Annotated in this window: 24 protein-coding genes; 17 read left to right on the forward strand and 7 right to left on the reverse strand. The window is 45.8% G+C overall.

Features of this window, described 5'->3' with window-relative positions; translation table 11 throughout:
• Window positions 1-69: 69 nt before the first annotated feature.
• Window positions 70-711, reverse strand: coding sequence for a LysE/ArgO family amino acid transporter (locus SPIGRAPES_RS14455; RefSeq protein ID WP_014271496.1), 642 nt, complete (start codon window positions 709-711; stop codon window positions 70-72).
• Between the two features lie 78 nt (window positions 712-789).
• On the opposite strand from SPIGRAPES_RS14455, the gene SPIGRAPES_RS14460 reads away from it, so the two are divergent.
• Window positions 790-1,707, forward strand: coding sequence for an ArgP/LysG family DNA-binding transcriptional regulator (locus tag SPIGRAPES_RS14460; protein WP_014271497.1), 918 nt, complete (start codon window positions 790-792; stop codon window positions 1,705-1,707).
• 25 nt (window positions 1,708-1,732) lie between these two features.
• On the opposite strand, the gene SPIGRAPES_RS14465 is transcribed toward SPIGRAPES_RS14460, so the two are convergent.
• Window positions 1,733-2,083 carry a DUF2200 domain-containing protein gene (locus SPIGRAPES_RS14465; RefSeq protein ID WP_014271498.1) on the reverse strand — a complete coding sequence of 117 codons (351 nt, stop codon included), beginning with the start codon at window positions 2,081-2,083 and terminating at the stop codon, window positions 1,733-1,735.
• Between the two features lie 294 nt (window positions 2,084-2,377).
• Entirely contained in the window at window positions 2,378-2,782 is a 405-nt protein-coding gene (locus SPIGRAPES_RS14470; protein ID WP_014271499.1) for a DUF302 domain-containing protein, read from the reverse strand.
• Between the two features lie 641 nt (window positions 2,783-3,423).
• Between SPIGRAPES_RS14470 and trxA the strand changes: the two genes are divergently transcribed.
• A complete protein-coding gene (trxA, locus tag SPIGRAPES_RS14475; protein WP_014271500.1) occupies window positions 3,424-3,744 on the forward strand; it encodes a thioredoxin in 321 nt (106 codons plus the stop codon).
• A gap of 110 nt (window positions 3,745-3,854) precedes the next feature.
• Here trxA and SPIGRAPES_RS14480 read toward each other — a convergent pair whose 3' ends face one another.
• On the reverse strand, window positions 3,855-4,817 hold the full coding sequence (locus SPIGRAPES_RS14480) for a lipoprotein TP_1001-related protein (protein ID WP_155816774.1): 963 nt from the start codon (window positions 4,815-4,817) through the stop codon (window positions 3,855-3,857).
• Between the two features lie 93 nt (window positions 4,818-4,910).
• On the opposite strand from SPIGRAPES_RS14480, the gene argH reads away from it, so the two are divergent.
• On the forward strand, window positions 4,911-6,284 hold the full coding sequence (argH, locus tag SPIGRAPES_RS14485) for an argininosuccinate lyase (protein ID WP_014271502.1): 1,374 nt from the start codon (window positions 4,911-4,913) through the stop codon (window positions 6,282-6,284).
• Between the two features lie 127 nt (window positions 6,285-6,411).
• Here argH and SPIGRAPES_RS17395 read toward each other — a convergent pair whose 3' ends face one another.
• Together SPIGRAPES_RS17395 and SPIGRAPES_RS17400 are read right to left on the reverse strand one after the other, a co-directional pair.
• Entirely contained in the window at window positions 6,412-7,299 is an 888-nt protein-coding gene (locus tag SPIGRAPES_RS17395) for a PhoU domain-containing protein (protein ID WP_050805788.1), read from the reverse strand.
• 59 nt (window positions 7,300-7,358) lie between these two features.
• Entirely contained in the window at window positions 7,359-8,168 is an 810-nt protein-coding gene (locus tag SPIGRAPES_RS17400; protein WP_245535443.1) for a Na/Pi cotransporter family protein, read from the reverse strand.
• Between the two features lie 398 nt (window positions 8,169-8,566).
• Here SPIGRAPES_RS17400 and SPIGRAPES_RS14495 point away from each other — a divergent pair, with 398 nt between their 5' ends.
• From SPIGRAPES_RS14495 to SPIGRAPES_RS14560, 14 genes are all read left to right on the forward strand, one after another.
• Complete coding sequence (locus tag SPIGRAPES_RS14495; RefSeq protein ID WP_041384720.1) at window positions 8,567-9,289, forward strand: ABC transporter ATP-binding protein; 723 nt, start codon at window positions 8,567-8,569, stop codon at window positions 9,287-9,289.
• Complete coding sequence (locus tag SPIGRAPES_RS14500) at window positions 9,289-10,791, forward strand: ABC transporter permease (protein ID WP_014271505.1); 1,503 nt, start codon at window positions 9,289-9,291, stop codon at window positions 10,789-10,791. Before SPIGRAPES_RS14495 ends, SPIGRAPES_RS14500 begins: the two co-directional genes overlap by 1 nt.
• Window positions 10,792-10,796: 5 nt before the next feature.
• Window positions 10,797-12,119: an ABC transporter permease gene (locus SPIGRAPES_RS14505; RefSeq protein ID WP_014271506.1), complete on the forward strand. Its 1,323-nt coding sequence runs from the start codon at window positions 10,797-10,799 to the stop codon at window positions 12,117-12,119.
• Between the two features lie 34 nt (window positions 12,120-12,153).
• Window positions 12,154-12,918 (forward strand): outer membrane lipoprotein-sorting protein, encoded by a 765-nt coding sequence (locus tag SPIGRAPES_RS14510; protein ID WP_041385415.1) that lies wholly within the window; start codon window positions 12,154-12,156, stop codon window positions 12,916-12,918.
• Between the two features lie 10 nt (window positions 12,919-12,928).
• Complete coding sequence (locus SPIGRAPES_RS14515) at window positions 12,929-14,161, forward strand: hypothetical protein (RefSeq protein ID WP_014271508.1); 1,233 nt, start codon at window positions 12,929-12,931, stop codon at window positions 14,159-14,161.
• Window position 14,162: 1 nt separating this feature from the next.
• Entirely contained in the window at window positions 14,163-14,855 is a 693-nt protein-coding gene (locus SPIGRAPES_RS14520; RefSeq protein WP_014271509.1) for a response regulator transcription factor, read from the forward strand.
• Entirely contained in the window at window positions 14,852-16,150 is a 1,299-nt protein-coding gene (locus SPIGRAPES_RS14525) for a HAMP domain-containing sensor histidine kinase (protein WP_014271510.1), read from the forward strand. The genes SPIGRAPES_RS14520 and SPIGRAPES_RS14525 overlap by 4 nt, the downstream gene beginning before the upstream one ends.
• Before the next feature lie 236 nt (window positions 16,151-16,386).
• Window positions 16,387-17,679 (forward strand): ribose-phosphate diphosphokinase, encoded by a 1,293-nt coding sequence (prs, locus tag SPIGRAPES_RS14530; RefSeq protein ID WP_041384724.1) that lies wholly within the window; start codon window positions 16,387-16,389, stop codon window positions 17,677-17,679.
• 102 nt (window positions 17,680-17,781) lie between these two features.
• Window positions 17,782-18,990, forward strand: a complete 1,209-nt coding sequence (locus tag SPIGRAPES_RS14535; protein WP_014271512.1) for a pyridoxal phosphate-dependent aminotransferase — start codon at window positions 17,782-17,784, stop codon at window positions 18,988-18,990.
• A gap of 286 nt (window positions 18,991-19,276) precedes the next feature.
• Entirely contained in the window at window positions 19,277-19,942 is a 666-nt protein-coding gene (locus tag SPIGRAPES_RS14540; protein WP_014271513.1) for a hypothetical protein, read from the forward strand.
• A 396-nt stretch (window positions 19,943-20,338) separates the two neighbouring features.
• The gene (speA, locus tag SPIGRAPES_RS14545; protein ID WP_014271514.1) at window positions 20,339-22,270 is read left to right on the forward strand and encodes a biosynthetic arginine decarboxylase; all 1,932 of its coding nucleotides are present in this window, start codon (window positions 20,339-20,341) and stop codon (window positions 22,268-22,270) included.
• Window positions 22,271-22,276: 6 nt separating this feature from the next.
• Window positions 22,277-23,497 carry a saccharopine dehydrogenase family protein gene (locus SPIGRAPES_RS14550; protein ID WP_014271515.1) on the forward strand — a complete coding sequence of 407 codons (1,221 nt, stop codon included), beginning with the start codon at window positions 22,277-22,279 and terminating at the stop codon, window positions 23,495-23,497.
• Window positions 23,490-24,626 carry a carboxynorspermidine decarboxylase gene (gene nspC, locus SPIGRAPES_RS14555; RefSeq protein WP_014271516.1) on the forward strand — a complete coding sequence of 379 codons (1,137 nt, stop codon included), beginning with the start codon at window positions 23,490-23,492 and terminating at the stop codon, window positions 24,624-24,626. The genes SPIGRAPES_RS14550 and nspC overlap by 8 nt, the downstream gene beginning before the upstream one ends.
• A gap of 11 nt (window positions 24,627-24,637) precedes the next feature.
• Window positions 24,638-25,528: an agmatinase family protein gene (locus SPIGRAPES_RS14560; RefSeq protein ID WP_014271517.1), complete on the forward strand. Its 891-nt coding sequence runs from the start codon at window positions 24,638-24,640 to the stop codon at window positions 25,526-25,528.
• Window positions 25,529-25,687: 159 nt separating this feature from the next.
• Here the strand turns inward: SPIGRAPES_RS14560 and SPIGRAPES_RS14565 are convergent, their stop codons facing one another.
• A complete protein-coding gene (locus SPIGRAPES_RS14565) occupies window positions 25,688-26,194 on the reverse strand; it encodes a hypothetical protein (protein ID WP_014271518.1) in 507 nt (168 codons plus the stop codon).
• Window positions 26,195-26,473: the final 279 nt, after the last annotated feature.

Below are 26,473 nucleotides of genomic sequence, written 5' to 3' on the forward strand. Positions count from 1 at the left end.
TGATGTATTGATTTGGTTTTGGATTCTTTTTTCTTAGGAGGCTTCTACTGATCAGTAAAAATGATTTATTTAGCCTAAGTATGCCCTGATTATGTCGATGATTCCTGAAAAAGCCAATAGTTTGAACGCTATGTTCCACATGACCAGAAATATCAAGAAGTTAAGAATGCGCCAAGTGATGGCTTTTTTAAAGAGAGGGGCGAGTACTCCCGATCCATAGGACAAGATGAAAAACCAGATAAAAGACATGGAGATTGCCCCTGCTCCGAAAAGATACCTGCCCTGGCCGACAAAGGTAGCACTGATTCCTCCCAGCAGGACCACAGTATCAAGATAGACGTTTGGATTACACAAGGTAATTGCCAGGATTGTCAGGATGACTTGTCTGCGGCTTGTAGGATTGCTTTCGGTTTCTCCCAATTCTTGTTCGGCTTGCAACGCTGAAAACAAACATTTCAGACCATAGATGAAAAGAAAGAGGGCGCCCCCTCCTCCTGCTAGTCGTAACAGTGTGGGAGATTGTTCGATCAGACTGCCCAAACCGGCAACCCCGGCACTAATCAAGAAGGCGTCGCAGAGAGAGCAGATCAGGGCTACGACAAAGCGATGTTGTTTGCGGATCCCTTGTGTAAGTACAAAGGTATTTTGTGCTCCGATTGCTACTATCAAGCTAGCGCCTGTTGTCATTCCGGTAATAAAAGGTATTTCCATGCCAGACAGAATAGCCAAAACACAGATATTATTCAAATTAATTATTTAAATATAATATTAATAATGCTAATATTTTATATGCTTGAATATAGAAACCTCGAAGCCCTTGCAGCTGTAATCGAAGAGCAAGGGTTTGAAAAAGCCGGAGAAGCCTTGCATATCACGCAATCTGCGGTAACACAGCGCATCAGACAGCTAGAAGAGCTTTCCGGACAAGTATTGGTGTTGCGTACCCATCCCCCGACATTGAGCGATGCCGGACGAATCATTCTCGAACATTTCAAGAAAGTACGCATATTGGAACAGGAATTCTTGCAACGTTCCAATCTGGCAAGTGCGGGGCAAAAACCTGTATTGGCACTGGCGGTGAATGCCGATAGCCTTGCTACTTGGTTTTCATCTGTGGCCAGCTTGTATTTTTCCCGGTCCAGTGGCTATCTGGACATTAGATGTACCGATCAGGATGTCACCCATATTCTCATGACGAGCGGTCAAGTCATGGGGTGTGTCAGTTCCCTGAAAGACCCTTTTCGTGGGTGCAAGACCGATTTTCTGGGGAAGATGGAATATCGATTTGTCTCGACTAGGCAATTTGCACAAACCAATTTTCCCCAGGGCATTGACGGGACAACCTTCTCGAATGCACCCAAGTTGAACTACAACAAAGATGACCAACTTTTGTTACGTTGGGCATCCCAGTTTTTCGAGAACGCCCATCCGTTCCAAAACAGCCATTTTGTCCCATCTTCCGAGCAATTTCCAGTGTTGATACAACAGGGGTCCGTTTGCGCTATGTTGCCAGACCATCAATACAACCAGTATAAAGATTTGTATGATTTGGTAGATCTCTCGATGGGGAAGCCAGTGTCACTGCCTCTTTACTGGCATCGTTGGAATATACCCTCTGAAGAGCTGGATGTCCTTACCGGAATAATCAAAGAGGTTGCTTCTGATAAGTTTTTCAGTCTGCAAATACATACCTCTTCTGTGCATTGAATCCTACTTGAAAAAGAGGGAGTCCCTAAGGGCGAAGGATTTTGTCCATGGCTTTCCCCTTGGCCAATTCATCAATGAGTTTGTCCAGGTACCGGATTTCTTTCATGAGTGGATCTTCGATTTCCTCCACCCGAATACCGCAGATTACCCCTTTGATATTTGCCCTGGAAGGATTTGGGTGGGGGCTTTCCTTGATGAAAGTCTCAAAGTCTGTTCCCTTTGCCACCTGAGATGCCAATTCTTGTTGGCTGTAACCAAAGAGCCAGCAAATGATTGCATCCACTTCGGCTTTCGTTCGTCCCTTCTTTTCTGCCTTCGCAATATACAGCGGGTAGACACTTGCAAAGCTCATTGAGAATATTCGATGTGATTCCATGGGATACACTCCTGAAAAAGGCTGAAATCTGTGGCAATTTTACGAATAACCTACACTTGTTGTCCAGACTGATGGTTTGATACCACAGGTTGGTATTTACTGGTTTCTTGCATCCTGCTATTTAGGAATAAGGGGGACCTCCCAGAGACAGCGCCCTTGGCATATACAGGCTGATTTGGTTGCAAACCAAATATCCGCTCCCCGAGGAAAGTCCGTTGCCGGTGCTCTGTAACACTAGCATTCAATGAGAAATATCTCTATATTTTCAGCCAATCCCATAGTATGTTATATTTTCTAAGCTTTCTTTTTTTGTGCAAGGGCTGTAATCACACGTTGCAACTTTTCTTGGATTTCTTTAGCGATGAAGTGTAGTGCCTCGTTCTCTACCTCATGCATGGAGCTGACAGGATTAACTACAGCCACCTCTACCATTTCAGGGTTTAGTTCCTGAACGATTACACTGCACGGTAACAACGTACCGATTTTATCTTCCGCTTCAAGTGCCTTGAGGGCAAAAGGTGGATTGCATGCCCCGAGAATGCGGTAGTTCCGAAAGTCAACGTTAAGCTTTTTTTTCATGGTAGCTTTGACATCGATATCGGTGAGCACTCCGAAACCTTCTTTCTTGAGTTCTTCAATCACTGTTCCAATACTCTGTTCAAAGGGTTGCGCAAGGGTTGCCGAGATGTAATAGCTCATACCTAATCTCCTATGAAAGATTCTTCTCGATCGATTACCACACTTCATGCATACACCGCATCTTCGTTTTTTTATCCAAGACACAGTCGTGTGGAAAATTAGATTGCATTACATAGGTAAAAATACTGATGTCAGGATGATTTATGTTTCAATTCCGTATTCATTCTCTACGCTCTTTTCCCTCCCGTCAATATCGGTATCGTTACTTGGTATTGGTTGGAACAGGATAGGTACCTTTCCTGTCTACAGAATGCTAGTGAAGAATTGCTTATACCATTTTCACTAAAGCAGAAGATGGAATGAGAAAAGAACTCCAACGGATTACTTTTGCCTACGTACTGGTACAATTGGATCTGAAAGAGCTAAAGGAAAGCTTTCCTGGTTTCTAAAATCTGAGAGTTTACACTTGTGTTTGGTTTTTGGCAGATCAGTTGCAAAATCCATGTGGATTCATACAGTCATAGGTTCTCTCTCAAATTGAGTCGAAGTCAGAGCCTAGCGAAAAAGAAATTTCTTCTTACTAAAGAAAATGTGGAAATGCAAGATGATCGTGGGCCATAGCTTTGCATTCCCAAGGGGTGGGGTGTCTTTCTTTTTCCCTGTAATATCGGTACTATGCACTCAGACAAGGAGCAATTTGAATGAGTGAGATTTCGATAACTGAAGAGAATTTTGAAGATGAAGTCCTAAAATCCGATTTGCCGGTTCTCGTAGATTTTTGGGCAGAATGGTGTGGGCCCTGCAAAATGATTGCACCTGCTGTGGCACAGCTTGCCGAGAAATATAAGGGAAAGCTAAAAGTAGCCAAAGTGAATGTCGATGAGGCAGGATCGGTTGCCAGCATGTTCAATGTTTCAAGCATTCCTACCCTTATGATTTTCAAGAAGGGTGAAGTAGTGGCACAGAGAATGGGTGCAGCTTCGCTTTCTGTGTTGGACGGGTTCGTAAGCCAGAACCTCTAAGAACAAAAAGACAAGATACTCTCTGTAAATAGGAAAAGGAGGAAATAGCCTCCTTTTCCTGTAGGTTTTTACCTAGGGCTACATGCATCATGAATCTGTGCATTGCCGGCTCACTCAGCTTTTTCATAGTGTGCATCCGAATTCCTGGCTCCAAACGTTGCCATTCTTGTTTCTGTGACATACCAATCTTCTAAGGTATTGGTATCCCTTTCCTTTTCCCTGCATACGCTTCTTGTCGAAGTGCTATAGGTAGAGTCGATAGAGCCACTTGCTAACACAGTATCCCATTGTCCGCATTGGCAGAGGCTTTGAGCACTTTTTTCAAGGTCTGAGGAACCAAACCCGTTGAAGGTCGTTGTCGTCAGGTTGCCATATAAAACCGCGTCTAGCAGGGGACTGTCGAATTGTGGGGTTTCTGAAACGACAATGCAGCCATTGTTCCCGCTGAGTCCTGCCAGGTTCTCTGAACAGAAAGCCTCTTTTACAATTCCTTTCTGAAAAGAAATGACAATAAAGGTTCCCTGTGAAACTGTTTTGTCTGGGAGGATGCATCGGTCGGTATAGTTCAACCCGATACCGTTTGCAAGTGTTATCCCTGCAAGGTTGCCTCCCTTGGTAACCAATAATTCGACTCGGTCTGGGTTGTTTTCAGTCCCCTTGGTAGAAAATTCATTGATCAGCACATGTGCCCTATGAGTGTTTTTCGCCCAGACTTCCGTGGTGAAACGGCAACTGTTGCCCCTTCTGTCTTCAACTCGTCCTTCTATGGTACAAAAAGTTGCCAAAGCCATTGGATTGCTGAGGGAAACGGTGACATCCTTCCCGTTGCAAAGATATTGTGTTACTGCTCTCCCGTTGGCATTGAGCATGCAGGTTTTTGCTTCGATCGGTTCATCAAACTGGAAAAAGAGCGTTGACGGGTTTATTGCAGTTGCACTGAGCAAGACCGGAGGCGTACTATCTTGCATCGAAAATAGATCAGTAATCGTTGGGCTGGCATGGTTGCAACCGCAACCGGTGGCAATGAAGAGAAAGAGAGCGAGCAAAATGCTGTACATTTTTGAGTGGTGCATACCTTTTCTTGATGCAGAATATGGGTAATTGCTTCAATTGACAGGATGCAAAGAAAAAAACTAGACTTCACCCAACGTTGGAGGGGTATTTGTATGGCCAAACTATGGCAGAAAGACTATTCACTCGATTCCTTGATGGAAGAATTTACCGTAAGTAACGACTATATTCTCGACCAGGAACTGGTAATTTCCGATTGCCTTGCTTCCATTGCCCATGCAAGGGGCCTTGCTGATATCGGCATCCTCAGTGAAGAAGAGCTCGATTCGCTGGAGCAAGGACTGAGTGAAATCATCACACTTAGGCAGAAAGGGGAGTTTTCCATTACCCCCCAGGACGAGGATTGCCATACGGCTATCGAAGGGTATTTGACCAACAAGATCGGTGAAGCCGGGAAGAAAATCCATACCGGGCGTAGTCGAAACGACCAGGTCCAGACAGCATTGCGAATCTGGATGAGGGAGTTTTCGATCAGGCTCTGTCGTGAAACCGGTCTGTTTGCCCAGGCCTTGCTCGACTTTGCCAAGAAATATGAATTCGTACCAATGCCCGGACGGACCCATATGCAGATTGCCATGCCTTCTTCGGTCGGTCTTTGGGCTGCTGCGTTTGCCGAGGAATTCTATGACGAAGGGCAACGGCTCATGCAGCTTTCCTGGACCCTTGACCAGAGTCCTTTGGGTTCTGCAGCCTCTTATGGTGTCCCGCTTCCCTTGGACAGAACCTATACCGCAAACCAAATGGGTTTTACCAGGGTCCAGAACAATGTCCTCTATGCAAATAACAGCAGGGGTAAGTTCGAGGCTATGGTGCTCGACTGTTGCGATTATATTGCCTTGACTGCAAGCAAGCTTGCCCAGGATCTTATTCTGTTTACCCTGCCTGAGTTTGGGTATTTTTCCCTTCCCCCGCAATTATGTACTGGGTCGTCGATCATGCCCCAGAAAAAGAATCCCGATGGCCTGGAGTTGGCCAGAAGCCGGTCTTCGGTTGTCTCTTCCTGTGCATCACGGGTGAAATCGATTATCAGGAGTCTTCCTTCAGGATATAACCGGGATTTCCAGGATACCAAGGAACCCCTGATGCAAGGTACCAAGGCTACCTGGCAATTGGTCCAGATTATGAAACGGATGCTTGAAGGCCTTGAGGTGCATGAAGATAGGCTTACCTCTGCCTGTGTTCCCGAATTGTATGCCACAGACGTCGTGTTGCAGAAGGTTTTGAAGGGGGGGAACTTCAGGGATACCTATAAGGATATCGGTCTTCATCTCAAGGATGTACAGGCAATGGACCCCGTACAGACGATCCAGAATAGAACCAGCCTTGGTACGACCGGCAACCTGGGGTTGGAAGAAGATGACTTGTTTGTAAGGCTTATGATTGAAGGATGTGATGAGGTTTTAGAATCATACACCGCTGCCTATGAAAACCTCTGTGACCTTGAGGGAGTCCAAGCCGTTCTGTATTAGGGGTACCGGTGCCTTGCTATGAAACCTTTGCGGTTTCATGCCAAAAGTTCAGAATACAAGCACAGAAAAAAACCTTGCAGTCCTTAGATTGCAAGGTTTTTTAATGATTTGCCTACGGCTTTATGGCCTAGACAAGGTGACTTGTGGTATTTCCTGAACGTTTCTGCAAGACAGGAGTGTGTTTCACTGCTTGGTGATACGTCTCTGCGATATTGGTACAGTAGTCACCGATATGCTCAAGGTGCCTGATCTTCTCAAGGATCAGCAACTCAATGCGTACATCGGCATTCCCGCTGGTAAGGCGTTCCTGAACCATGTCGCTGAGGTGGTTCCTCCAGGTATTGATCTGTTCCTCGAACTCGTTGGCCTTCTGCATTTCGGCCTTTGTAAGGGTCCTGTCCATGCGGTCGCGGATATAATCGAGGAATTCCTGGACGAGCAGTTCATATTGGTTCAGGTCACTGGCGATGGAAAGTTCGAATGTCCAACCTTGCTGGTATCGTCGTTGGCTGAGCATAGCCAGGTTGTAACAGCTGTCGGTTACCGATTCCAGTTCATCCATAACACGGATCAAACAGTTGAGCGTCGAGGCATTCGTAGGAGTCTGGGAATCTTGCAAAAGGTGGACGCAGAAATTGGAAAGCTGTTCCTGCATCTGGTCTGCATATTCCTCATCTTTTTTCATTGCCAGTACCTCGGCTTCCATGTTCACTTCCTTGTTGTTGAACATATTGCGGTAACGGCTGAGCATATTGCAGGCAAGGTTTGCCATCTTGCGAATCTCATCCCTGATAGTTAGCAGATACAACTCAGGGCTATCGATGAACGTACCACCGATGTAGGTAAAGTGGTAGGTCCCTTCATCGTATTCGGCTTTTGCCGGAACGAGTTTTTCAATAAGTTTTGCAAACTGTCGGACAAAGGGGAAAAACACAATTGTGTTGATAACATTGAAAAAGGTATGGAACATGGCCAGAAAGAGCGGTAATTCTTTGGAGAGTGCAGTCCCTGTCATGGAGAAAATATCTCCTGGGGTTATAAGGTTGACAATATGAAGCAGTGGTTTGAAAAAGACTACTGCCAAAAGACTACTGCCAAAAGACTACCGGTGACATTGAACATGATATGGGCCCAGGCTGCCCGCTTAGCCGTCGTACTTGTTCCGATCGAGGCAAGATATGCGGTAATGGTGGTACCAATGTTCGATCCTAAGATCAAGGCCGCGGAGGCAGATACCCCAAGCCATCCATTGAAGGCCATGGTAAGGGTCATGGCCATAGCGGCTGAAGAAGACTGAACGACAACCGTAACGACTGTCCCTATCAAGAGACACGTCAAGACCATGAGAATGGAGTCGCCATTGAATTTTTCAAGGAAGGAAAGAACCCCGACATTGCCGGTAATGTCGGGCATTGCGTGTTGCATTGAATTCAATCCAAGGAAAAGAAGTCCGAACCCCAATAAAATATCTGCGATTTCCCTGGTTTTGTTTTTCTTGGAGAACATCATCGGTGCAGCAAAGGCAATTGCCACCAAGGCAAGCGCTGAAATATCGAGTTTAAAACCGAGAATTGCGACGAGCCAGCCTGTGAAGGTGGTTCCTATATTGGCCCCGAGGATAACCCCGATTGCCTGGATGAGATCCATCAGCCCTGCATTCACAAAGCTGACTACCATGACTGTGGTAGCCGAGGAGCTTTGTATGAGCATTGTGATGAGGATACCGGTCATTACGGAAATCAACCGGTTTTTTGTCATAAGCCTTAGGATGGCTTTCATCTTGTCCCCAGCGGATTTCTGGAGTCCTTCACTTAGTAGTTTTATGCCATAGAGGAATAAGCCTAAGCTACCTATAATCTGGAAAATACTCATTATTGCTTTCATATCAGGAAAAAGGTAACAAGTTTACGGCATGTTGGTAAAGGGCTTGCGAAATCAAAAAACTGTTGAAAAATAGTGTTTTTACGGGCATCCGGTTTTGCTGAAAGCGGCATTTGCTTCCCGAGAAATTGCTAAAAATGTTATAATTGTATCAAATATATGCAAATATTTCGTGTGATGGCTTTTACTCTGAGCGACACCTTCGTGAGTATGAAAAAAAATAAAAAAAATTATTTCAAGGAAGAAAGTGTCTTATTGGTTCAGATTGTCTGCTTTTCTACCTATTCTAACAAATTGTTATTTCTGTTAATGGCCCTTATATTCATATGATTGAAAAACTTCTGTATATTGAAGTGGAGAAAGGACCGAGTCTGCAGCTGGTTTTTTTGAAGGAGCATAAAATGGATAAAAATCTAGAAGCCATAGTATCTTTGGAAGATGTTTATAAAGTATATCCGTTGGGAAAAACTGAAGTACATGCCGTAAAAGGGGTTTCCTTCGAAATACTGAAGGGTGATTTTATCTCAATAGCCGGTCCGTCGGGATCAGGGAAATCTACGATTCTCAACATGATCGGTTGTATCGACACCCCGACTGAAGGAACGGTAAGGATTAACGGAAAGGCTACCAGTGGACTGAAGGACAAAGAGATTACCCTTCTTCGTCACCAGACCCTTGGATTCATCTTCCAGAGTTTCAATCTGATACCGGTTTTGAATATCTATGAAAATATTGAGTTTCCTCTCCTGCTGGATAATTCTTCAAAAGTAACTAAGGCAGAACGAAAGGAATGGATTGACTATCTCATCGAAACGGTAGGACTTGAGAACTGGAGAAAGCATAGACCCAATGAACTCTCCGGTGGGCAGCGACAGCGGGTCGCAATTGCACGTGCCTTGGTTACCAAGCCGCTGATTGTCCTGGCAGATGAGCCAACGGCAAATCTGGATTCTACAACAGGGGAGTCGATCATCGCTTTGATGAAGAAGATGAACAAGGATGTAGGGACTACGTTCATCTTTTCGACCCACGATCAGACCATTGTCGATATTGCAGACCACGTGATTGTATTGAAGGATGGCACAATCGTCCGCAACGAGCGGAAAAAGAATGGGAGCAACTGATGCTTGGAGTATTGATAAAAATTGCCTTCAGGAACCTGAAGGAACATAAGGCAAAGACCTTGATCATCGGTGTTCTCATTACGTTGGGAATAGCGATTTTGGTTGTGGGAAACAGCTTTACCGATACTATCAAGAAGGGTATCGAGAAAAACTATATCCAGAACTATACAGGCAATCTGTTCATCGCCTCTTCGGCGATTAAAGATCCCTCCCTGATCATTTCAAACGAATTGTTTGAATCGACTCCGAAAATCCTTCCTGACTTTCCGGCAATCCAGAAACATGTCGAGAGCCTAAGCGAGGTTACCGGGACTACAGGCCAGATTAATGGTGTTGCATTGGGTAAATGGAATGATGTCGGTGAATCTTTCATGATTCTTTTCGGCCTTGACAGTACCTCCTACCAGAACTTGTTTCCAACCGGAGTAAAACTTACGGATGGGGAATTCCTCAAAGAAGGGGAAAGCGGAATCGTATTGTCAAAAATGGTAGCCGATATGTTTAAGCAAAGTTCTGGCAATGATATCCAGGTGGGCGATTCGATAGTCCTTACTTCAATGAATACTGTTTCTGGTGCAAAAATCAGGGAAGTGACAGTCAAGGGAATACATGACTATGGCGATGCTTCCTTTGACCTGTCCTATGTCTGTTTCATTGACCAGGATACATTGCGCATTCTCAACGGCATGGTGCTTAATACTGCCAATTCTCTCAACCTCACCGGGGAAGAAGCCTCTTCTCTCGGTGCCTTGGACGAGGAAAGCCTGTTTGGTTCCTCCCCGCTTGGAGGGGACGATGCATTTTTCGTGTCCGATAGTGCCGAGACAGAAAGTAGTTTCCTCGAATCCTCTGTCGATGATTGGACAAACATACTGGGTGATACCTCGCAGCGTGCCTTCCTCAATGAAACCGACCCCAATGCCTGGAATTATCTTTTGGTCAAAGTTACCGACCAGAACAAGGCAGAAAAGGTCGTGAAAGAGTTGAACACCTATTTTACGGACAATAACATCGAAGCAAAGGCGTGGAATTGGCTTGATGGTGCTGGTATGAGTGCCCAACTTGCAGACACCTTGAGCATTGTGTTCAATGTCCTGCTTTTTGTCATTGCCATCGTTGCCGTGATTGTTATCATGAATACCTTGGTCATCTCGGTTTCTGAACGGTATGGGGAAATCGGAACCATGCGTGCCATAGGGGCAAAGAAAAGCTTTGTGCGGCAGATGATATCTTTGGAAACTCTGATGATTACCCTTGTGTTCGGTGTTATCGGAGTCATCCTCGGAATTATCATCCTGTTGGTGTTGCGAGGGGTTGGCATCCAGGCACCGAATCAATTCATGCAAATCCTTCTCGGAGGCGATGTGTTCCGCCCTGTCGTTTCCTTCCAGGCAATAGTGCTTTCACTTATTACCGTTTCGGTTGTCGGATTGATAGCAAGTCTCTACCCAGTATCAGTGGCCTTGAAGGTCAGTCCGCTCGAAGCTATGAATAAAGGTTGATACATATGAATCTATGGAAAATAGCGTATAGAAACGTTTCGAGGCAGAAGAGAAGGAGCAATCTCCTCGCTCTTGCCATTGCCTTCGGCGTGATGATGATTATTTTGGTCAACAGTCTTACCCAAGGGCTTATCAAGACGACTGAAAAGAATTTTGAGTCGGCTCTCGGAGGGCATATCTACCTTACCGGCGAAGTATTGCTCGATAGCGGTAAAGTTGCAAACCAGATTGCGAACCCTGAGGTACTTGATGCAGTAATTCCACAGTTCAGCGATTCTATCGCTGAGTCGCAGAAGCGCTCTACCATCACCGGCAACTTTATATTCCGTTCCAAATCGACTACAGGGATTCTCTATGGCGTGCATTGGGACCAGGAACAATCGTTGGTCGATTCTCTGGAAATACTCGAGGGGTCACTTGACCGCATAAGGGAAAAGGGAACGATTGTGCTGCCCCAGGAAACAGCGAAGGATCTAGGGGTTGAACTTAACGAAGAGATTCTTATCAGCCTGACAACTGTCACCGGCCAAGCAAATGTTGGCGAGTTTACCATCGTTGCAATAACCAAAGACACCCTTGGGCTTGGGTTTTCCACTGCCTATGCCGATATCGGATATATAAACGAGCTGGTTGGTCTGGCCCCCGATGAATACCAATCGTATAACCTTGTGCTCAAGGATATCAACCAGATCAATTCCATCTCGAAAGAAATCGAGGATGCGATAGTCCTCCAGGGCTCCACGCTGAAGCCAAAACCTGATGAGAGCGAATCGCTCATGTCGCAGGGGGGTATGGCCGGGGCAATGTTCGGTTCCGATGAAAACGAAGAGGTTTGGAGCGGAACACGGTTCAATGTAGGAAATTTGAATGACTTCATGGATATGGTCGCTCAGATTGTGGCGATACTCAATGGAATAGCTTTGGGGGTGTTTTTCATAATGCTTTTGATCACGATGGTCGGGCTGATGAATACCTTCAGGATGATTATGATTGAAAGGACGAGGGAAATTGGGACGATGCGTGCCATTGGCATGCAGAAAAAGGATATCTCCAAGTTGTTCCTTCTGGAAGGCCTGATTCTTGCCCTGAGGGGAGTGGTTTTCGGTATCGCAGCTGAACTGGTGGTAGCGACAATCATAAAGATGATCAGGTTTGCTGATGGTTCGCCTTTTGCCCTAATCCTGGACCAAGGCCATGTCGCGGTTCCTGTGGTGTTTTCGAATATGGTGATGATTACCTTCATTATTGTGGTGATCACGTTGCTTGCCGTATGGTCACCGGCTAGAAAGGCTGCCCGATTACAACCTGCCGATGCCCTTCGCGCATAGCATGGTAAGAGATATATAAGGAAAAAGAATGCATATGAAAATCAAGAAACGATATTTGACACTGTTGGTGATAGGTGTTTTGCTGGTTTCCTCTACCCTTGGGGCCGCAACCTTGGCAGAGGGACAGGCTATGCTTGCAGATATAGACAACCTTTCGAATCTGGGAGGGAAGGATTTTTCTGCTCTCATGACGATGATCAGTGAGGATCCTGAAACAGGTATCGAGAAAACCAAGGTATTGCAATTCCGCAGCGACGACGATGACAAATTCCTGCTTCTCATAAAGGAGCCGGTTGTCAAGAAAGGGCAGGGGTATCTGATGATTGATGACAACCTCTGGTTTTACGACCCTGAGAGCCGCAAGTTCTCCCATACTTCCATGAAAGACCAGTTCAACCAGTCCGATGCCAATAATTCGGACTTCAATAGCTCTTCCCTTGCCAATGATTACAAGGTTGTATCCATCGAAGACGGGAAGCTTGGCAACTTTTCCGTATATATCCTGGTAATCGAAGCCCTCAACAACGAAGTGACCTACCCCAAGCGCAAGCTATGGGTAACGCGGGAAAATACCCTGGTTTTGAAAAGCGAGGACTATAGTGCCAGCGGTAGGCTTATGAGGACGAGTTACTATCCTTTCTACACCAAGTCAGAAGGTAACTACATTCCTACGAAGATGATATTTGTCGATGAACTGATTGCAGGGAAAAAGACTACGATCTCGATCAGTGATATCTCCTTTAAAGATATCGCTGATTCAGTGTTCACCAAGTCGTATGTCGAACGTGTAAACAACTAGGAGAAATAAAATGCATAGTAAACCTTCGCAGTACTTTCTCGTATGCCTGATGCTTTCCTTGCTGGTTTCCTTCCCTGCTTTTGCCTCGAGTGAGGATGATTTGTTCTTTGGTGGGGATGCTGTCCTTTCAAGCGAAGACGCCCTGTTTGGCGGCGATTCTTCTTCGGACCTCTTTGGTGGGGATAGGGTGGTAGAAGAAGCAACAGAGACAGATCTTTCCCTCAGTGATTTGCTTCTTACCAATGCAGATGGATTGAAGATTGGAGGTTCTTATTCCTTTTCGGTTACTCCTGCCTGGTTCAAGAACCTGGAGACTGATGCTACGGTCAAAACACTCTCATCGAAGATGAACTCCACCTTTTATTTTGATGCACGCCCAGATACTGATATCAGGGTGTACGGGAAGGCCGATGTTTCGTATTCCCAAGCTAATGGCAGTGATTCCTTGACCGTAAATCTTAGGGAACTGTTCAGCGACTTCAATATCGATGACCAGATATTTTTCCGTGTTGGCAAGCAGACCATTGCCTGGGGCGTAGGATATTTCTTCAGCCCCGCTGATTTGCTCAATGTCACTGAGATTGACCCCTCCGACCCTAGTGCAGAGCTTGAAGGGCCTGTGGCCGTCAAGGCGAATATGCCTTTGGGAGTTGACAATCTCTATGGCTATGTAATCCTTCCCCCTGATGGGTTTGCTGTAACAGATCTTGCCTTGGCAGGTAACTATGAGAAAGTCTTTGGCCAGAGTGAAGTCGGTTTCGGTGCTTTCTACCAAGACGGGCAAGACCCTGCTGTTATGGTTACCGTTTCCTCGGGAATCAAAGATATTTCGATTTTTGGCGAGGCCGTTACCAAATATGGTGACTCCAGATTATATTTTCAAGGTACCTTGGGAGCCCAGTTCTCCTGGTCCTCCAGTGAAAGCGACTTTGGCTTCTCGTTTGCCGCCCAGTACTACTACAATGGGGAACCGACAGCTGTCAGTAGCAATGAGTCCCATTATGCAGCAAGTTCTGTCTCGGTTTCCCTTACCGATTCCCTTTCGGCTGGGTTGTTCTGGATCGGGAATATGGGAGACCTCTCGGGGTGGTTGAAACCTAGCCTGACTTGGAAGCCCGTCGATTATATTTCAATGGCCTTTGGGCTGAATTACCTGTATGGTGGTTTGGGGGACCAGTTCTCACCAATAGGCCGGTCGATTTCGGCATCACTGGGCTTTACCCTGGGAGGCACAGACTTCTGATATGAGAGCAAACGTATTGATTATCGAGGATGAAATAGAAATCGCTGAGTTGGTGCAACTCTATCTGAAAAAGGAAGGCATTGATTCCTTCTTGGTCAATTCGGCTGAGAAGGGGCTAATTTTCCTTGAGGAAAATGCTGTGGATTTGATCATTCTCGATATCAATCTGCCAGGCAAGGATGGGTTTGAGTTCCTCCAGCAGTTCAGGAAGGGTTCTACCATTCCCGTGGTCGTGGTTTCTGCCAGGGAATCTGATGAAGATGTCATCATGGCCCTAGGGGTAGGAGCCGATGATTTTGTCACAAAACCGTTCAGTCCTAAGGTTCTCTCTGCAAAGGTCCGTGCCTTCTTGCGCAGGAGCATGGTCTTTTCAGAAGATGAACGAAAAATGTACCGTTTTGGGCCGTTCAGCTTGGATTACCATGGGTACAATCTCAAAAAAGGGGAGGACCTCATTCCTCTCTCGGCCAGGGAATTCGAAATCCTTCGGTTGCTGGTCGAGCATAACGGGGTAGCTTTCTCCCTGAAGGAGATCTATGACCAGATCTGGGATCAGGAGTTTGGGGACACCACGGCAGTTTCCGTATATGTTCAGCGCATACGGAAAAAGATTGAGAATGATTTCAAAAACCCCCGATATATAAAGACGATCCACGGCAAGGGGTACTTGTTTTCTCGGGAGTTGGTACAGTGAAACTGAAGAATAGGTTTGTCATCATCATCTTAGGGGCCTTCGTCGTACCAGTCTTGGTTTCTTCGCTGGTCGTGTTGTTCTACTCCCCGAGTTTTTTGCAATATAGGTTTGGAATAACAGGGAACAAGGCACTGGTCCAAGAGATTGAATCGGTGCAATCGCTCGATGAAATCGTTGCAATCGCCCAACAATTCCCTGAAGAGATATTTTGTTATGTTTTCAATGCAGATGGCGACATCGTGTATCACAAAGGCTCAGTATTGAATAATGTTTCGTTGGGGAAAACCATACGTAAGCACCTTGTTTTCTCCAAGAATATTGAGTTGCCTGATGGATATCTGTATTCCCTGATGGCCGGTACCGACAACAATATATTTTTCATGCCCTTTACAGGATTTGTCATCATGGGTTCCTTTATCCTCTTTCTCACAATTCTGTCTTCCTTGACAATCCGGACGATCAATAACTCGATCAATCAACTGGAAAAAGGGACCAGGCGTATTGCCCAGGGCGATCTGGAAACCCCTATTGTAATCAAAGGGGATGATACGTTTGTTTCCCTTGCCAATTCTTTTGATCTCATGCGCTTGAAAGTCAAGGAAGAACAGGATAGGCAGATGAGGTTTTTCATGGGGGTTTCCCATGATTTGAAAACCCCTTTGGCCTCTATTACAGGATATAGCGAGGCCTTGCTCGATGGCTTGGCAACCGACACGAAAACCCAGGAAAAATATGTACATATCATCCATGCCAAGGGAAAGTTGCTTGAACAGAGGATTTCCCATCTCATAGGGTATATCAAATTGTCGAATATGGCATTCCGGGATGAACTGGTTGAGAGGCCGCTTGTCCCGTATCTGAGAGATTTTGTCATTTTGCAGCAAGATGAAGCCAATCTGCAAAACTATGCTTTTACTGCTGACCTTGCCATTGATGAAGCTATCCGTGTCGCCTATGACCCTGATTTGCTTTCCCGTGCCATGGAAAACCTATTGCAGAACAGTATCCGTTACGGATTGCCCTCAAAACCTGTTACTATGTTCTGCAGGTATTGTGATGTAGGTATTTGCCTTGGATTTTCCAACTACTATCTGCAACCCTTGAGCCCCAGCCTCAGTGAACATATGTTCGAACCCTTTTATCGCGGTGATCAGGCCAGGAAAGGGGAAGGCACTGGGCTGGGCCTTGCCTCGGTAAAATCCATCGTGGATAGCCATGGATGGAAGGTCAAAGGATATTCTCTACTCAATGAGGGGAAAACCATCTTCGAGATATTGATTCCGCTGGAAAAATAAAGGTTGGCCATTTCTTTTTGTTTAATCTTTTTATACATGATTGTTCGGTTCATGCCATTTTGCCAGCTTTCTATAGATATTGCTCCAGATCATTAAAACGTGTATTTCTTAGGAACCCGAAAGTTTTTTTTAAAAAGTTTTAGTTATGCATAATTTATCAAAAACCTGTCATCTGAGTAGGGTTTTGGATAGGAAAATGGATTGAACTTTCATTGGCGTTGTTGTATGGTTTGCGCATGAGCATCATCAAACCACATAAGCTCGGGGTTATCGCAGGTCCCGGATCAGAGTATTTTACCAGCAAAGTTGTAAAACATTTGCGCCGTCTTTACCTCGAACGATATGAAAAGCTCTCTGCCTCAATGGCTAAAAGGCATGGAATGTCTGAGGAAGAGATTCTGAAGGCAGTGACATTTCTGGATGATTTGAACAACAAGAAAATTCCCAGAAGCAAATGTCCCGCTTCCTTCCAGTGCCCCGATTTTTCCATCAGGGTCAAATATACAAGGTTTGCCAATGGTGAGGAAAAGGCTGAGATCCTTGATGCTGTCAGAGGCCTACGCGTATTTATCGTGTATGATCTCTCCAATATGGAGCCGGTCAAGGTCGCAGGTTCCGACGAACCGATTCATCTTTCGGTCAATGACCACTTGATGTTCCTTTTGACTACGATCAATGCCATCCAGCTTGCAGGTGCTGAAAGCGTAACCTTGGTGCTTCCGACCTATCCGTATGCACGCCAGCACAAGAAATCCGGTCGTGAAGCCCTCACTGCTGCTATGTTTGGCCGTATTTGTGAGATGCTCGGGGTCGAACGTATCATTACCCTCGATATCCATAGCCGGGAGATTGAAAACAGTTTCTCGAACCTACATCTTGAGAACCTTCATGGTTCCTACCAGACACTCATTGCCCTGCACAAGCTGATTGATTTCAGTGACCCTGACTTGGTCGTGGTTGCCCCCGATACCGGGGCTATCAGCAGGAATAAATTCTATGCCCAGTCATTGCATAGGCCTCTGGCAATGTTATACAAAGAACGTGACTATTCGATTGTCAGCAAGGATGCAAAGCATTCCAATATAAAGAGCATCAACCTTCTTGGTGATGTGCATGGAAAAACTGTTCTGATTGCAGATGACATGATTGCTACCGGTGGTACCATGATCCTCGCCATGCGTGAGCTGATGAACCTCGGTGCCAAAAAGATTATCTGTATGGTAAGCCTCCCTATGTTCAATGGCAACGCAGTCGAGGCTTTCGATGCTGCCTATAAGGAAGGGGTTTTCTTCCGTATTATCGGTACCAATGCAGTGTACCATGGGCATGACCTACTGGATAAAGAATGGTATGTCCAGGCTGATATAACTGAATTGTTTGCAAGGGTAATTAGCAGACTTCACCATGGCCGTTCGATTAGCCCGTTGCTGGATAACCGTAAGTTCATCCAGATCCTTATCGACAACAGCCAGGCAAATCCACAAGCTAGGGTCCCGGGTGCCAGCGCTATGGACCCGGACCGCGACTAACCTTATCAGGTTGTTTCGGTACCGGGTTACACCGCTTCTCTTGGATCTTGCCGTAGGCAAGGTCTGAAAGATTGTCCCCATACCACCGCTGGAGTTACCATTATGAGAATGTCCAACCGTATTTCAGGATTTCAATGTTCCCCTATCAGACGTCTTTCCCCCTTTGCCCGCGAAGCGGTACAGAGGGGAATCAGAGTATACCCATTGAATATCGGTCAGCCCGATATCAAGACACCTTCCCAGGTTATCGATGCTGTCCACAACTATGATGAACCAATCATTGCCTATGGAAACAGCGAAGGTCGCCAGGAACTTCGTGATGCGTTGCCTGCCTATTACAAAAAATATGGCCTGGATGTGAAAAGCGAGGATATCCTTATCACTACCGGAGGCAGCGAAGCCTTGCAGTTTGCTTTCATGACGTTATGCGATCCGTATGATGAGATAATCATCCCCGAGCCTTATTACACGAACGTTTCTTCCTTTGCAAATATTGCCATGGTAAGTCTGGTACCGGTTACCAGTAAGTTAGAGGATGGTTTTGCCCTTCCCGATATCTCGGAATTCGAGAAGAAAATTACCAGGAAGACCGGGGCTATACTTCTCTGCAGCCCGAACAACCCTACTGGGTATATCTATTCTGCTGAGGAGTTGACCCAGCTTTTGAAACTGGTCAAGAAGCATGACATCTTTTTGATCGTTGACGAAGTCTATCGGGAGTTCTGTTACGATGGGAAAAGTTTCTCCAGTGTCTTGGCATTTCCTGAGTACGCAGATAGGGTAATCTGTGTTGACAGCTTCTCCAAGCGGTATAGTATGTGCGGAGCCCGTGTTGGCGCCTTGATCAGCAAAAATAAAAATGTGCTGGAAAGCGCGCTTAAACTTGCCCAGGCAAGGCTTTGTCCTCCCGATATCGAGCAGGTAGCTGCTCGGGCAGCCCTTGATACCGATGATTCCTACTTGGTGGAAGTCAAGGCCGAATATGAAAAACGCAGGGACTTCATCGTTGAGGGCCTACAGCAAATCGACGGGGTGAAATGTAGTTGCCCCAAGGGTGCTTTTTATCTGGTAGCCGAGCTCCCGGTAGATGACGCAGAGCGTTTTGCCGTGTTCATGCTCAAGGATTTCAACCTAGATGGAGAAACGGTGATGGTTGCTCCCTGCGAGGATTTCTATGTAACCAAAGGCATCGGTCGAAGACAGGTCCGCATTGCCTATGTTCTGAATACCCACGATCTTGCTAGGGCTGTCAGGTGCATTGATGCAGGCCTGCAAGCTTATCGCAGGGATGTCTTGAAAGAAACTATCTGAAAATTGTGATTTCTTACCCATCTATGACTTTGTTACCTGTGTGTTTATCATACATGCGAGCAAAGTCATAGCTGTTTTATAATCCTATGCCTTCTACAGGTTTCCACTGGGCAGGCAACTTTCTGTAACAAAACAGCCTGTATCCCTTCCTTGTCCCACAGCATTGCTCTATAGTACCTGTGCATTCAGCTACAGCTGGGCTAATAGTTGTGAATTAAATTTGACAAGTCATTAAAATGCAGTTAAATTATTACAATGAAATAAAAAAAGGGATGGGTAGAAAAGTATGGGTACCAAAAAAATCAAGAATCTGTTCATTGTTGCTACAATTCTCGTAATTCTAGTCAGTTTTATCGGATGTGATCTATCCGATGCTACGTTGCAGGGCGCTGCAGCGACGAGTCGTAAACTGGGAGCTGTATCAAGTCAGGAAGAGTTGGCTTCTGTAGACACTACGAGGACGGCGTTTACCGCGACGGTCAATCTGTATCAGGATTATGCGAATGTCGTTACTCAGGACATGGGAAATAGCAATCACCATAAGACAATCGAGGAAACGCTCTATAGCTACCAGTATGGCCCGTACGGAGGGACTATCGTATCGGATTGGGATTTGCTCAATGGCAAGAATGTGGTCATGACAAACATCACCAACTACAATCTCGATCCTGTTACCGGTGAGATAGGTGGGTCAAACCATAGTGTAATCAATATCGTCGATGATTATGGGAATGTCATTCTGAGCCTTGATGCCAATGGAAATCTTAAAGGAAGTCTGTTTGGCGCTGAGATCAATATGAACTGGAATGCAAAAAACTCGAAAGTGTCAGGTGTAAAGGCTAATGGAAAAGTATCAGGCGTTTTCGTCTGGATGGGATTCAATCCCGAAACCAATGAGGTTGTCCAGATTCTTCCCAATGGAACCTTCACCCTTACTGGTTCGTACAAATAAGCTGACAACAGCAAACTGAAATTAAAATGACAGGCTCCCTCATTGCAGGGAGCCTGTTTTATAGCTTTTTTGGATATTATGGTATCGTTCTTCACTAGTTAAAAACATTCTATTGAAAGCAATTGCCAATGCAAGTGACCAGATTTGAAAAAAGTGGAAAGCACTAGCATGGCGCGCATTACATTTTTTTGAAAGGTTGGTTGCAAGTCAAAACAACCAGTCACCTTGCAGACTGATTGGCTTTTCCCTGCAGAATCTTCATCTTTTTTCCCTCTTGCCTTGCATATCTTTTAAGCGGGAAGAACGGCGAAGGAAGCAGTTGGTTTTCCCTATATGCCTGCAAGGTGTCCGCTCTTCATTTTTTTTAGTATACTTGCAAGACAACAAGGAGTGAGCATGGAACATACACGTACCGAAACTTGGAGTATCGAGGATGCCGCGGCACTCTACCGTATCGAGGAGTGGGGAAATGGTTATTTCCATATAAATGCTGACGGAGAAGTCGAGGTGCGGTTAAAGGACAGGTCCCCTTTGTCTTCCATCAGCCTTTTGAAAATAGCCAAAGGCTTGCAGGAACGGGGGATGAAACTCCCTGTTTTACTCAGGTTCAGCAATATTCTCGATGACAGGATCCAACATATCAATGAAAGCTTTGCACAGGCCATCAAGGATGTTGGTTATCAGGGATGCTACCGGGGAGTCTATCCCATTAAAGTCAACCAACAGCAACAAGTTGTAGAAGAAATAACAAAATACGGAAAGCAGTACCATCATGGGCTGGAGACGGGGAGCAAGGCTGAACTCATTGCCGCTCAGGCCTATATTGATGATCCTGAGGCATGTATCATCTGCAACGGCTACAAGGACGAGGAGTATATCGATTTGGCCCTTCGCGGGATTTCCTTGGGGATCAATACCGTCTTGGTCATTGAAATGCCAGGTGAAACCGAGATAATCCTTGAACGTGCCCGCGTACTGAAGATCAAACCAAATATCGGTATCCGCATGAAGCCCTCAACGGTAGCCAGCGGACACTGGACAGACTCCGGTGGAGACCGCAGCGTGTTTGGACTGAATACCACCCAGGTCATTACTGTCGTAGATACCTTGAAACGGGAAGGGATGCTTGATTGTCTCAAGATGTTGCATTATCACCTTGGCTCCCAGATTCCCAATATCCATGATATCCGTATAGGTGCTACCGAGGCTACCCGATTCTACGCCGGGTTGATCCACGAGGGTGCACCCATGGGACTTTTGGATATAGGCGGGGGGCTTGCCATCGACTACGACGGGAGCAGGAGCAATTCAAGCAACAGTCGAAACTATACGACCAAAGAGTATTGCGATGACATAGTGGAAGAAATAATGTCCATCTGCAAAGAAACCAAAATTCCTCACCCTACTATTATTAGTGAATCGGGTCGAGCTTTGGTCTCCTATTACTCTGTCTTGCTTTTCAACATTCTCGACACCAATATTTTCTGGGATGAAAACCAAAAGGAAGAGGAAATTCCCGAGGAACTGCTTCCAGCTTTGGACAACCTGCTCTATGTCAGGGAAATGCTCAATGAAAAGAATACGCAAGAATGTCTCAACGACTTGAACTACTATCGTGAGGAAATTCGTAACAAATTCCTGTATGGTACGGTCAATATGCGGGAAAGGGCAGTTGCTGAACATCTCTATTGGTCGATTATTGCAGCTATCTACAAAATGGAAGCAAAAGGAGCATATCTTTCGCCTCAGATTAAAGAACTGGAGCATCAGCTGTCTGATATTTTCTATGGTAATTTCAGCCTGTTCCAGTCTTTGCCGGATGTATGGGCCATTGACCAGCTTTTCCCGATCATGCCGATTCACCTATTGGATAAAAAACCTGATAGAAAGGCAATCCTTTCTGATATTACCTGTGATAGCGAAGGAAAAATAGACCAGTTCATCGGAAGAAGCGACCACAACACAACCTTGCCTCTCCATACGCCTCCAGAAGATGATGATTATATTTTGGGGGTATTCCTGGTGGGTGCCTATCAGGAAACGTTGGGAGACCTTCACAACCTCCTTGGTGATACCAATGTGGTGAGCATAACCTATGATGAAGAGGGGAAGTTCTTGCTTCATAATGAACTTGAGGGTGATACTGTGGCAGATGTACTGAGTTATGTTGAATATGACCCCAAACAGCTTGAAGCAAAGATTCGTACGAAAGCGGAACGTGCCGTACAGGATGGCCTGATCACAACCCAGCAGCGAAGGAAGATTATTTCCGCATATACTGCAGGCTTGAGAGGCTATACCTATTATGAAACCGACCAGGAGGACTGAGCTGCAATGAAAAAACGATTGATGATAATAGGTGCTGGTGGTGTCGGAAATGTAGTTGCGAGAAAATCTGCGCGGATGGATGATCTCTATGAAACAATCTTGCTTGCAAGCAGGACAAAGGAAAAATGCGATGCCATTGCAAAGGAGTGCTCCCCAGTCGCTGTCGAGACAGCGAGCGTCGATGCTGACGATGTGAAAGCCTTATGCAAACTGATGACAAGTTTCAAACCCGATCTGGTCATCAATGTAGCGTTGCCCTATCAGGATCTTTCCATTATGCAGGCCTGTCTAGAGACCGGAGTACATTATGTCGATACCGCCAACTATGAGCCAAAGGACAAGGCGGAGTTTGAATACTCCTGGCAATGGGCGTACCAGGAAAAATTCAAAAAAGCCGGCCTAACTGCAATCCTTGGAAGTGGATTTGACCCAGGGGTCACCAATGTCTTCACTTCCTATGTTGCAAAGCATTATCTGGATGAGATTCACTATCTTGACATAGTCGATTGCAATGCAGGGGACCATGGGAAGAGTTTTGCCACGAACTTCAATCCGGAGATCAACATCCGTGAGATTACCCAGCATGGAAAGTATTGGGAGAACGGTGTCTGGAAAATTACGGAGCCTTTGGAGATACACCAGAGTGTAGAGTATCCAAGGGTTGGACCCAAGGAATCTTACCTGCTGTTCCATGAAGAACTGGAATCGTTGGTCAAGCACTACCCAACTATCAAGAGAGCAAGGTTTTGGATGACTTTTTCCCAACAGTACATCACGTATCTGCAGGTTTTGGAAAACGTAGGGATGACCAGTATAAAACCTATCAAATTCAACGGAATCGAAATCCAACCTTTGCAATTTCTCAAGGCTGTATTGCCTGAGCCTTCCTCTTTGGGTGAACATTATGAAGGCCAGACCTCCATCGGGTGCCAGATCCGTGGTCTGAAGCAGGGAGAGGAGCATACAGTCTTCATTTACAACAATTGCAGTCATCAGATGGCATATCGGGATGCCAAGGCGCAAGGGGTGTCCTTTACTACGGGAGTACCGGCTTCAATCGGTGGTCGATTGCTTGCCCAGGGTGTTTGGAAGAAACCTGGGGTTTGGAATATGGAACAATTTGACCCCGATCCTTTCATGGAGTTGCTTCCCCAGCTGGGCCTTCCCTGGGAGTTGGTACTTGATGGAAAGTTGGCGTTTCCCAAACCTGGAGTTTCCAATGCTTGATGTAGGTAAGGTAGTGCACACTCCCTCCTTTGTGCTGGAGTATGACGATTTTTTACGTAATCTTAGGGTAATTGCAAACCTGCAGGAGGAGTTGCCATGCACCTTCCTGCTTGCCCTAAAGGGTTTTGGGATGCACGCAGTCTTTCCTGAGCTTGCCCTTTGTGCCAAAGGGGCCACCGCGAGTTCCCTCAATGAAGCCTTGCTCGCCTCTGAATATTTTAAGGAAGTGCACGCCTATGCCCCGGTTTACCACCCAAGCGAGTTTTCCTCCTTGGTGAAACTAGCCTCCCACGTAACGTTCAACTCTATGGATGAGTATCATCGCTATGAAAAACAGTTGGGGGGCGCGTTAGCTGGTTTGCGCATAAATCCCGAGTACTCACCGGTAAAAACCGAACTCTACAACCCCTGCAGCCCTGGTTCCCGCTTGGGAATTCCCTCTTCGCTTCTGCAAACGCTTCCTGCCGGGATTTCTGGGCTCCATGCCCATAACCTGTGTGAAAGTGGTGCAGATGCAATGGCTGAGACCTTGCAGCAGATAGAAAAACTCTATGGGCACTTGTTTCCAAGCCTCTCTTGGTTGAATCTGGGGGGTGGACATCTGGTTACGAAAAAAGGGTATGACCTTCCGCTTTTTCGGAAAACGGTTTTGGATTTTCACCACAGATATCCCCATATCAAACTGTTTTTTGAACCAGGGGCAGCCTATGTCTGGGAAGCTGGGGTGTTGGTTTCTGAGGTTCTGGATATGGTAACCAATAATGGTGTAACCACGGCAATGCTTGATACTTCCTTTGCAGCCCATATGCCTGATTGTCTGGAGATGCCGTATACCCCTCGTCTCAGGGGGGCTTCGATCTATGAGGGTGGGGAAATTCCCGAGGGAAAACAGCGCGTGCGTTTGGGTGGGTCAAGTTGCCTGGCAGGGGATTGGGTAGGAGAGTATTTGCTTAGCGATACTGTTAAGGTTGGGGACCGGCTTGTGTTTGAAGACATGATGCACTATACGATGGTAAAGACTACCATGTTCAACGGATTAAGCCTCCCTGATATTGCCATATATCGAAATGGAATGTATGAAGTGGTCAAACACTTCTCGTATGCTGACTATCGTAACCGTTTATCGTAAAGAAGGTGTCTATGCAACCCTATTTTTTAGATTCTGAGTATCCCAATACCCGAGTTGAAGATGCACTGTTTCATGTAATCCAGGTTCCCCTTGAAGCAACTGTCTCCTATATGGGAGGGACTGCAAATGGACCAAAGGCAATTGTAGAGGCTTCCGGTCAACTGGAGACACTGGTTGAGGGAATGGGCGAACCAGGTACGTTTGGGATTCACACCTATGATGCAGTTTCCTGTTCGTATGAAAAGAGCCCTGAAGAGGTGTTTGCCCGAGCTTCTGTCCTGATGGAAAAAGCCTTTGGCCAGAACTCTTTTCCCTTGCTACTAGGAGGTGAGCACAGTGTTACCAACGCAGCTGTAATGGCCTTGACTGCAACGTATGAGAAGGGGAGTGTCGGGATCTTGCAGTTCGATGCTCATATGGATCTTCGCTCTTCCTATGAAGGTTCCGTCTTCAGTCATGCATCTGTCATGTACCGTGCAGTGGAAGCAGGGATTCCTTTGTTCCAGGTCGGGATAAGAAATTACAGCAGTGAAGACCTTGCGGCTAGAAACGAGTATAAGGTGGGTTTTTATGATGCCTCGGAACTCTACAGGCTAGCACATTCTCCAGCGGGTCTCGCCTCGCTTACGCTTCCTGATTCCTTCCCTGAGAAACTCTATATAACGTTTGATGTCGATGGTTTTGATGCTTCTTTGATGAGTGCTACAGGAACGCCTGATCCGGGTGGCCTTTTTTGGTGGGATGCCATTACCTTGTTGGATGTCCTTACTAAGGGAAGGACCATCGTAGGATCTGATGTGGTGGAGCTTGCCCCCAATAAGATGCTCTATCATTGTGACTACACTGCAGCAAAACTAGCCTATTATCTTATGGGTCTCATGGAGACAAGAAGAAAGCAATAAAATTCGTTTTGTTGATATTCCTCCCTATTTGAGAAATGAATAGGAAACCAGAGGGAGAAATTGGCCACATGGCCGGTAAAGAAAAAAACTCCAGGAGACAATGTAATCAATATAATTGATAAGTTGTCGCTGGAGTTTTCATGATCAAATACCAGGAAATTAGCCTTCGAGTTCTTCCCATGTAGTACGAACTTTTGATTCTGCCTTAGCCCAAGCCTGAGTAATGGTTTTTTCTAAGCTGGCTTCCAGTTCCTCACGTTCTTTATCTGATTTTGCACGTAATTCAGCTACCAGGGTCTCTGTCCAATCTTTCTTGACCTGAGGCAAAGCTGCTTCCCATCTAGCCGTAGCTGCAGCTTCAGCAGTGTCTACGCTTGTGAGCAGCGTTTTACCCTCAACCGCTTCAGGAGAACCTGGTTGAAAAATAAAGAGCTTCTCCAGAGTTTCCTTTGATGCAGCATACTCTTTACTTTCCAATTGTGCTTTCGCATCAGCAAGAAGCCTTCCTGCGTCATAGCGAGATGCGTCTAGTGCAATAGCCATTTTCGCATTTTCTTTTTTACCTGTCTGTACAACAGTCACTGTCATGATTAAAAATACGAGCAACCCCCCGATGAGTAGTGCGATAATTCGATTTACCAGCAAATTGTCCTTGAAAATAGCCATTAAGTCCTCCAAATTGTAACATCCCAATGCATAATGTATTGGGTGAGCGCTTTGATGTAGTTCCATACTGTCATTTGATTTTCTGGTTCTTATTACTATCAAAATAATTGGAGTCAAGACGAGAAGCGAGATAAGCTACTCAAAAGCAGTATACCTTTTTTATCATTATTATGATATAGCCCATATTTTTAGCTGACCGATAAAATATCAGGAATATGTCCCCCATGCTATAAAGGCAATTATGCTAGGATTGTTTAATAGAGAAAATCGAATACCAAT

This window comes from Sphaerochaeta pleomorpha str. Grapes (genome assembly GCF_000236685.1).
Classification (GTDB): Bacteria; Spirochaetota; Spirochaetia; order Sphaerochaetales; family Sphaerochaetaceae; genus Sphaerochaeta; species Sphaerochaeta pleomorpha.

Bases quoted from the DNA above. Each gene is read 5' to 3' on its own strand.
- SPIGRAPES_RS14455 (WP_014271496.1), bottom strand. From the start codon at position 711: ATGGAAATACCTTTTATTACCGGAATGACAACAGGCGCTAGCTTGATA.
- SPIGRAPES_RS14460 (WP_014271497.1), top strand. From the start codon at position 790: ATGCTTGAATATAGAAACCTCGAAGCCCTTGCAGCTGTAATCGAAGAG.
- SPIGRAPES_RS14465 (WP_014271498.1), bottom strand. From the start codon at position 2,083: ATGGAATCACATCGAATATTCTCAATGAGCTTTGCAAGTGTCTACCCG.
- SPIGRAPES_RS14470 (WP_014271499.1), bottom strand. From the start codon at position 2,782: ATGAGCTATTACATCTCGGCAACCCTTGCGCAACCCTTTGAACAGAGT.
- trxA (WP_014271500.1), top strand. From the start codon at position 3,424: ATGAGTGAGATTTCGATAACTGAAGAGAATTTTGAAGATGAAGTCCTA.
- SPIGRAPES_RS14480 (WP_155816774.1), bottom strand. From the start codon at position 4,817: ATGCACCACTCAAAAATGTACAGCATTTTGCTCGCTCTCTTTCTCTTC.
- argH (WP_014271502.1), top strand. From the start codon at position 4,911: ATGGCCAAACTATGGCAGAAAGACTATTCACTCGATTCCTTGATGGAA.
- SPIGRAPES_RS17395 (WP_050805788.1), bottom strand. From the start codon at position 7,299: ATGACAGGGACTGCACTCTCCAAAGAATTACCGCTCTTTCTGGCCATG.
- SPIGRAPES_RS17400 (WP_245535443.1), bottom strand. From the start codon at position 8,168: ATGAAAGCAATAATGAGTATTTTCCAGATTATAGGTAGCTTAGGCTTA.
- SPIGRAPES_RS14495 (WP_041384720.1), top strand. From the start codon at position 8,567: ATGGATAAAAATCTAGAAGCCATAGTATCTTTGGAAGATGTTTATAAA.
- SPIGRAPES_RS14500 (WP_014271505.1), top strand. From the start codon at position 9,289: ATGCTTGGAGTATTGATAAAAATTGCCTTCAGGAACCTGAAGGAACAT.
- SPIGRAPES_RS14505 (WP_014271506.1), top strand. From the start codon at position 10,797: ATGAATCTATGGAAAATAGCGTATAGAAACGTTTCGAGGCAGAAGAGA.
- SPIGRAPES_RS14510 (WP_041385415.1), top strand. From the start codon at position 12,154: ATGAAAATCAAGAAACGATATTTGACACTGTTGGTGATAGGTGTTTTG.
- SPIGRAPES_RS14515 (WP_014271508.1), top strand. From the start codon at position 12,929: ATGCATAGTAAACCTTCGCAGTACTTTCTCGTATGCCTGATGCTTTCC.
- SPIGRAPES_RS14520 (WP_014271509.1), top strand. From the start codon at position 14,163: ATGAGAGCAAACGTATTGATTATCGAGGATGAAATAGAAATCGCTGAG.
- prs (WP_041384724.1), top strand. From the start codon at position 16,387: ATGAGCATCATCAAACCACATAAGCTCGGGGTTATCGCAGGTCCCGGA.
- SPIGRAPES_RS14535 (WP_014271512.1), top strand. From the start codon at position 17,782: ATGAGAATGTCCAACCGTATTTCAGGATTTCAATGTTCCCCTATCAGA.
- SPIGRAPES_RS14540 (WP_014271513.1), top strand. From the start codon at position 19,277: ATGGGTACCAAAAAAATCAAGAATCTGTTCATTGTTGCTACAATTCTC.
- speA (WP_014271514.1), top strand. From the start codon at position 20,339: ATGGAACATACACGTACCGAAACTTGGAGTATCGAGGATGCCGCGGCA.
- SPIGRAPES_RS14550 (WP_014271515.1), top strand. From the start codon at position 22,277: ATGAAAAAACGATTGATGATAATAGGTGCTGGTGGTGTCGGAAATGTA.
- nspC (WP_014271516.1), top strand. From the start codon at position 23,490: ATGCTTGATGTAGGTAAGGTAGTGCACACTCCCTCCTTTGTGCTGGAG.
- SPIGRAPES_RS14560 (WP_014271517.1), top strand. From the start codon at position 24,638: ATGCAACCCTATTTTTTAGATTCTGAGTATCCCAATACCCGAGTTGAA.
- SPIGRAPES_RS14565 (WP_014271518.1), bottom strand. From the start codon at position 26,194: ATGGCTATTTTCAAGGACAATTTGCTGGTAAATCGAATTATCGCACTA.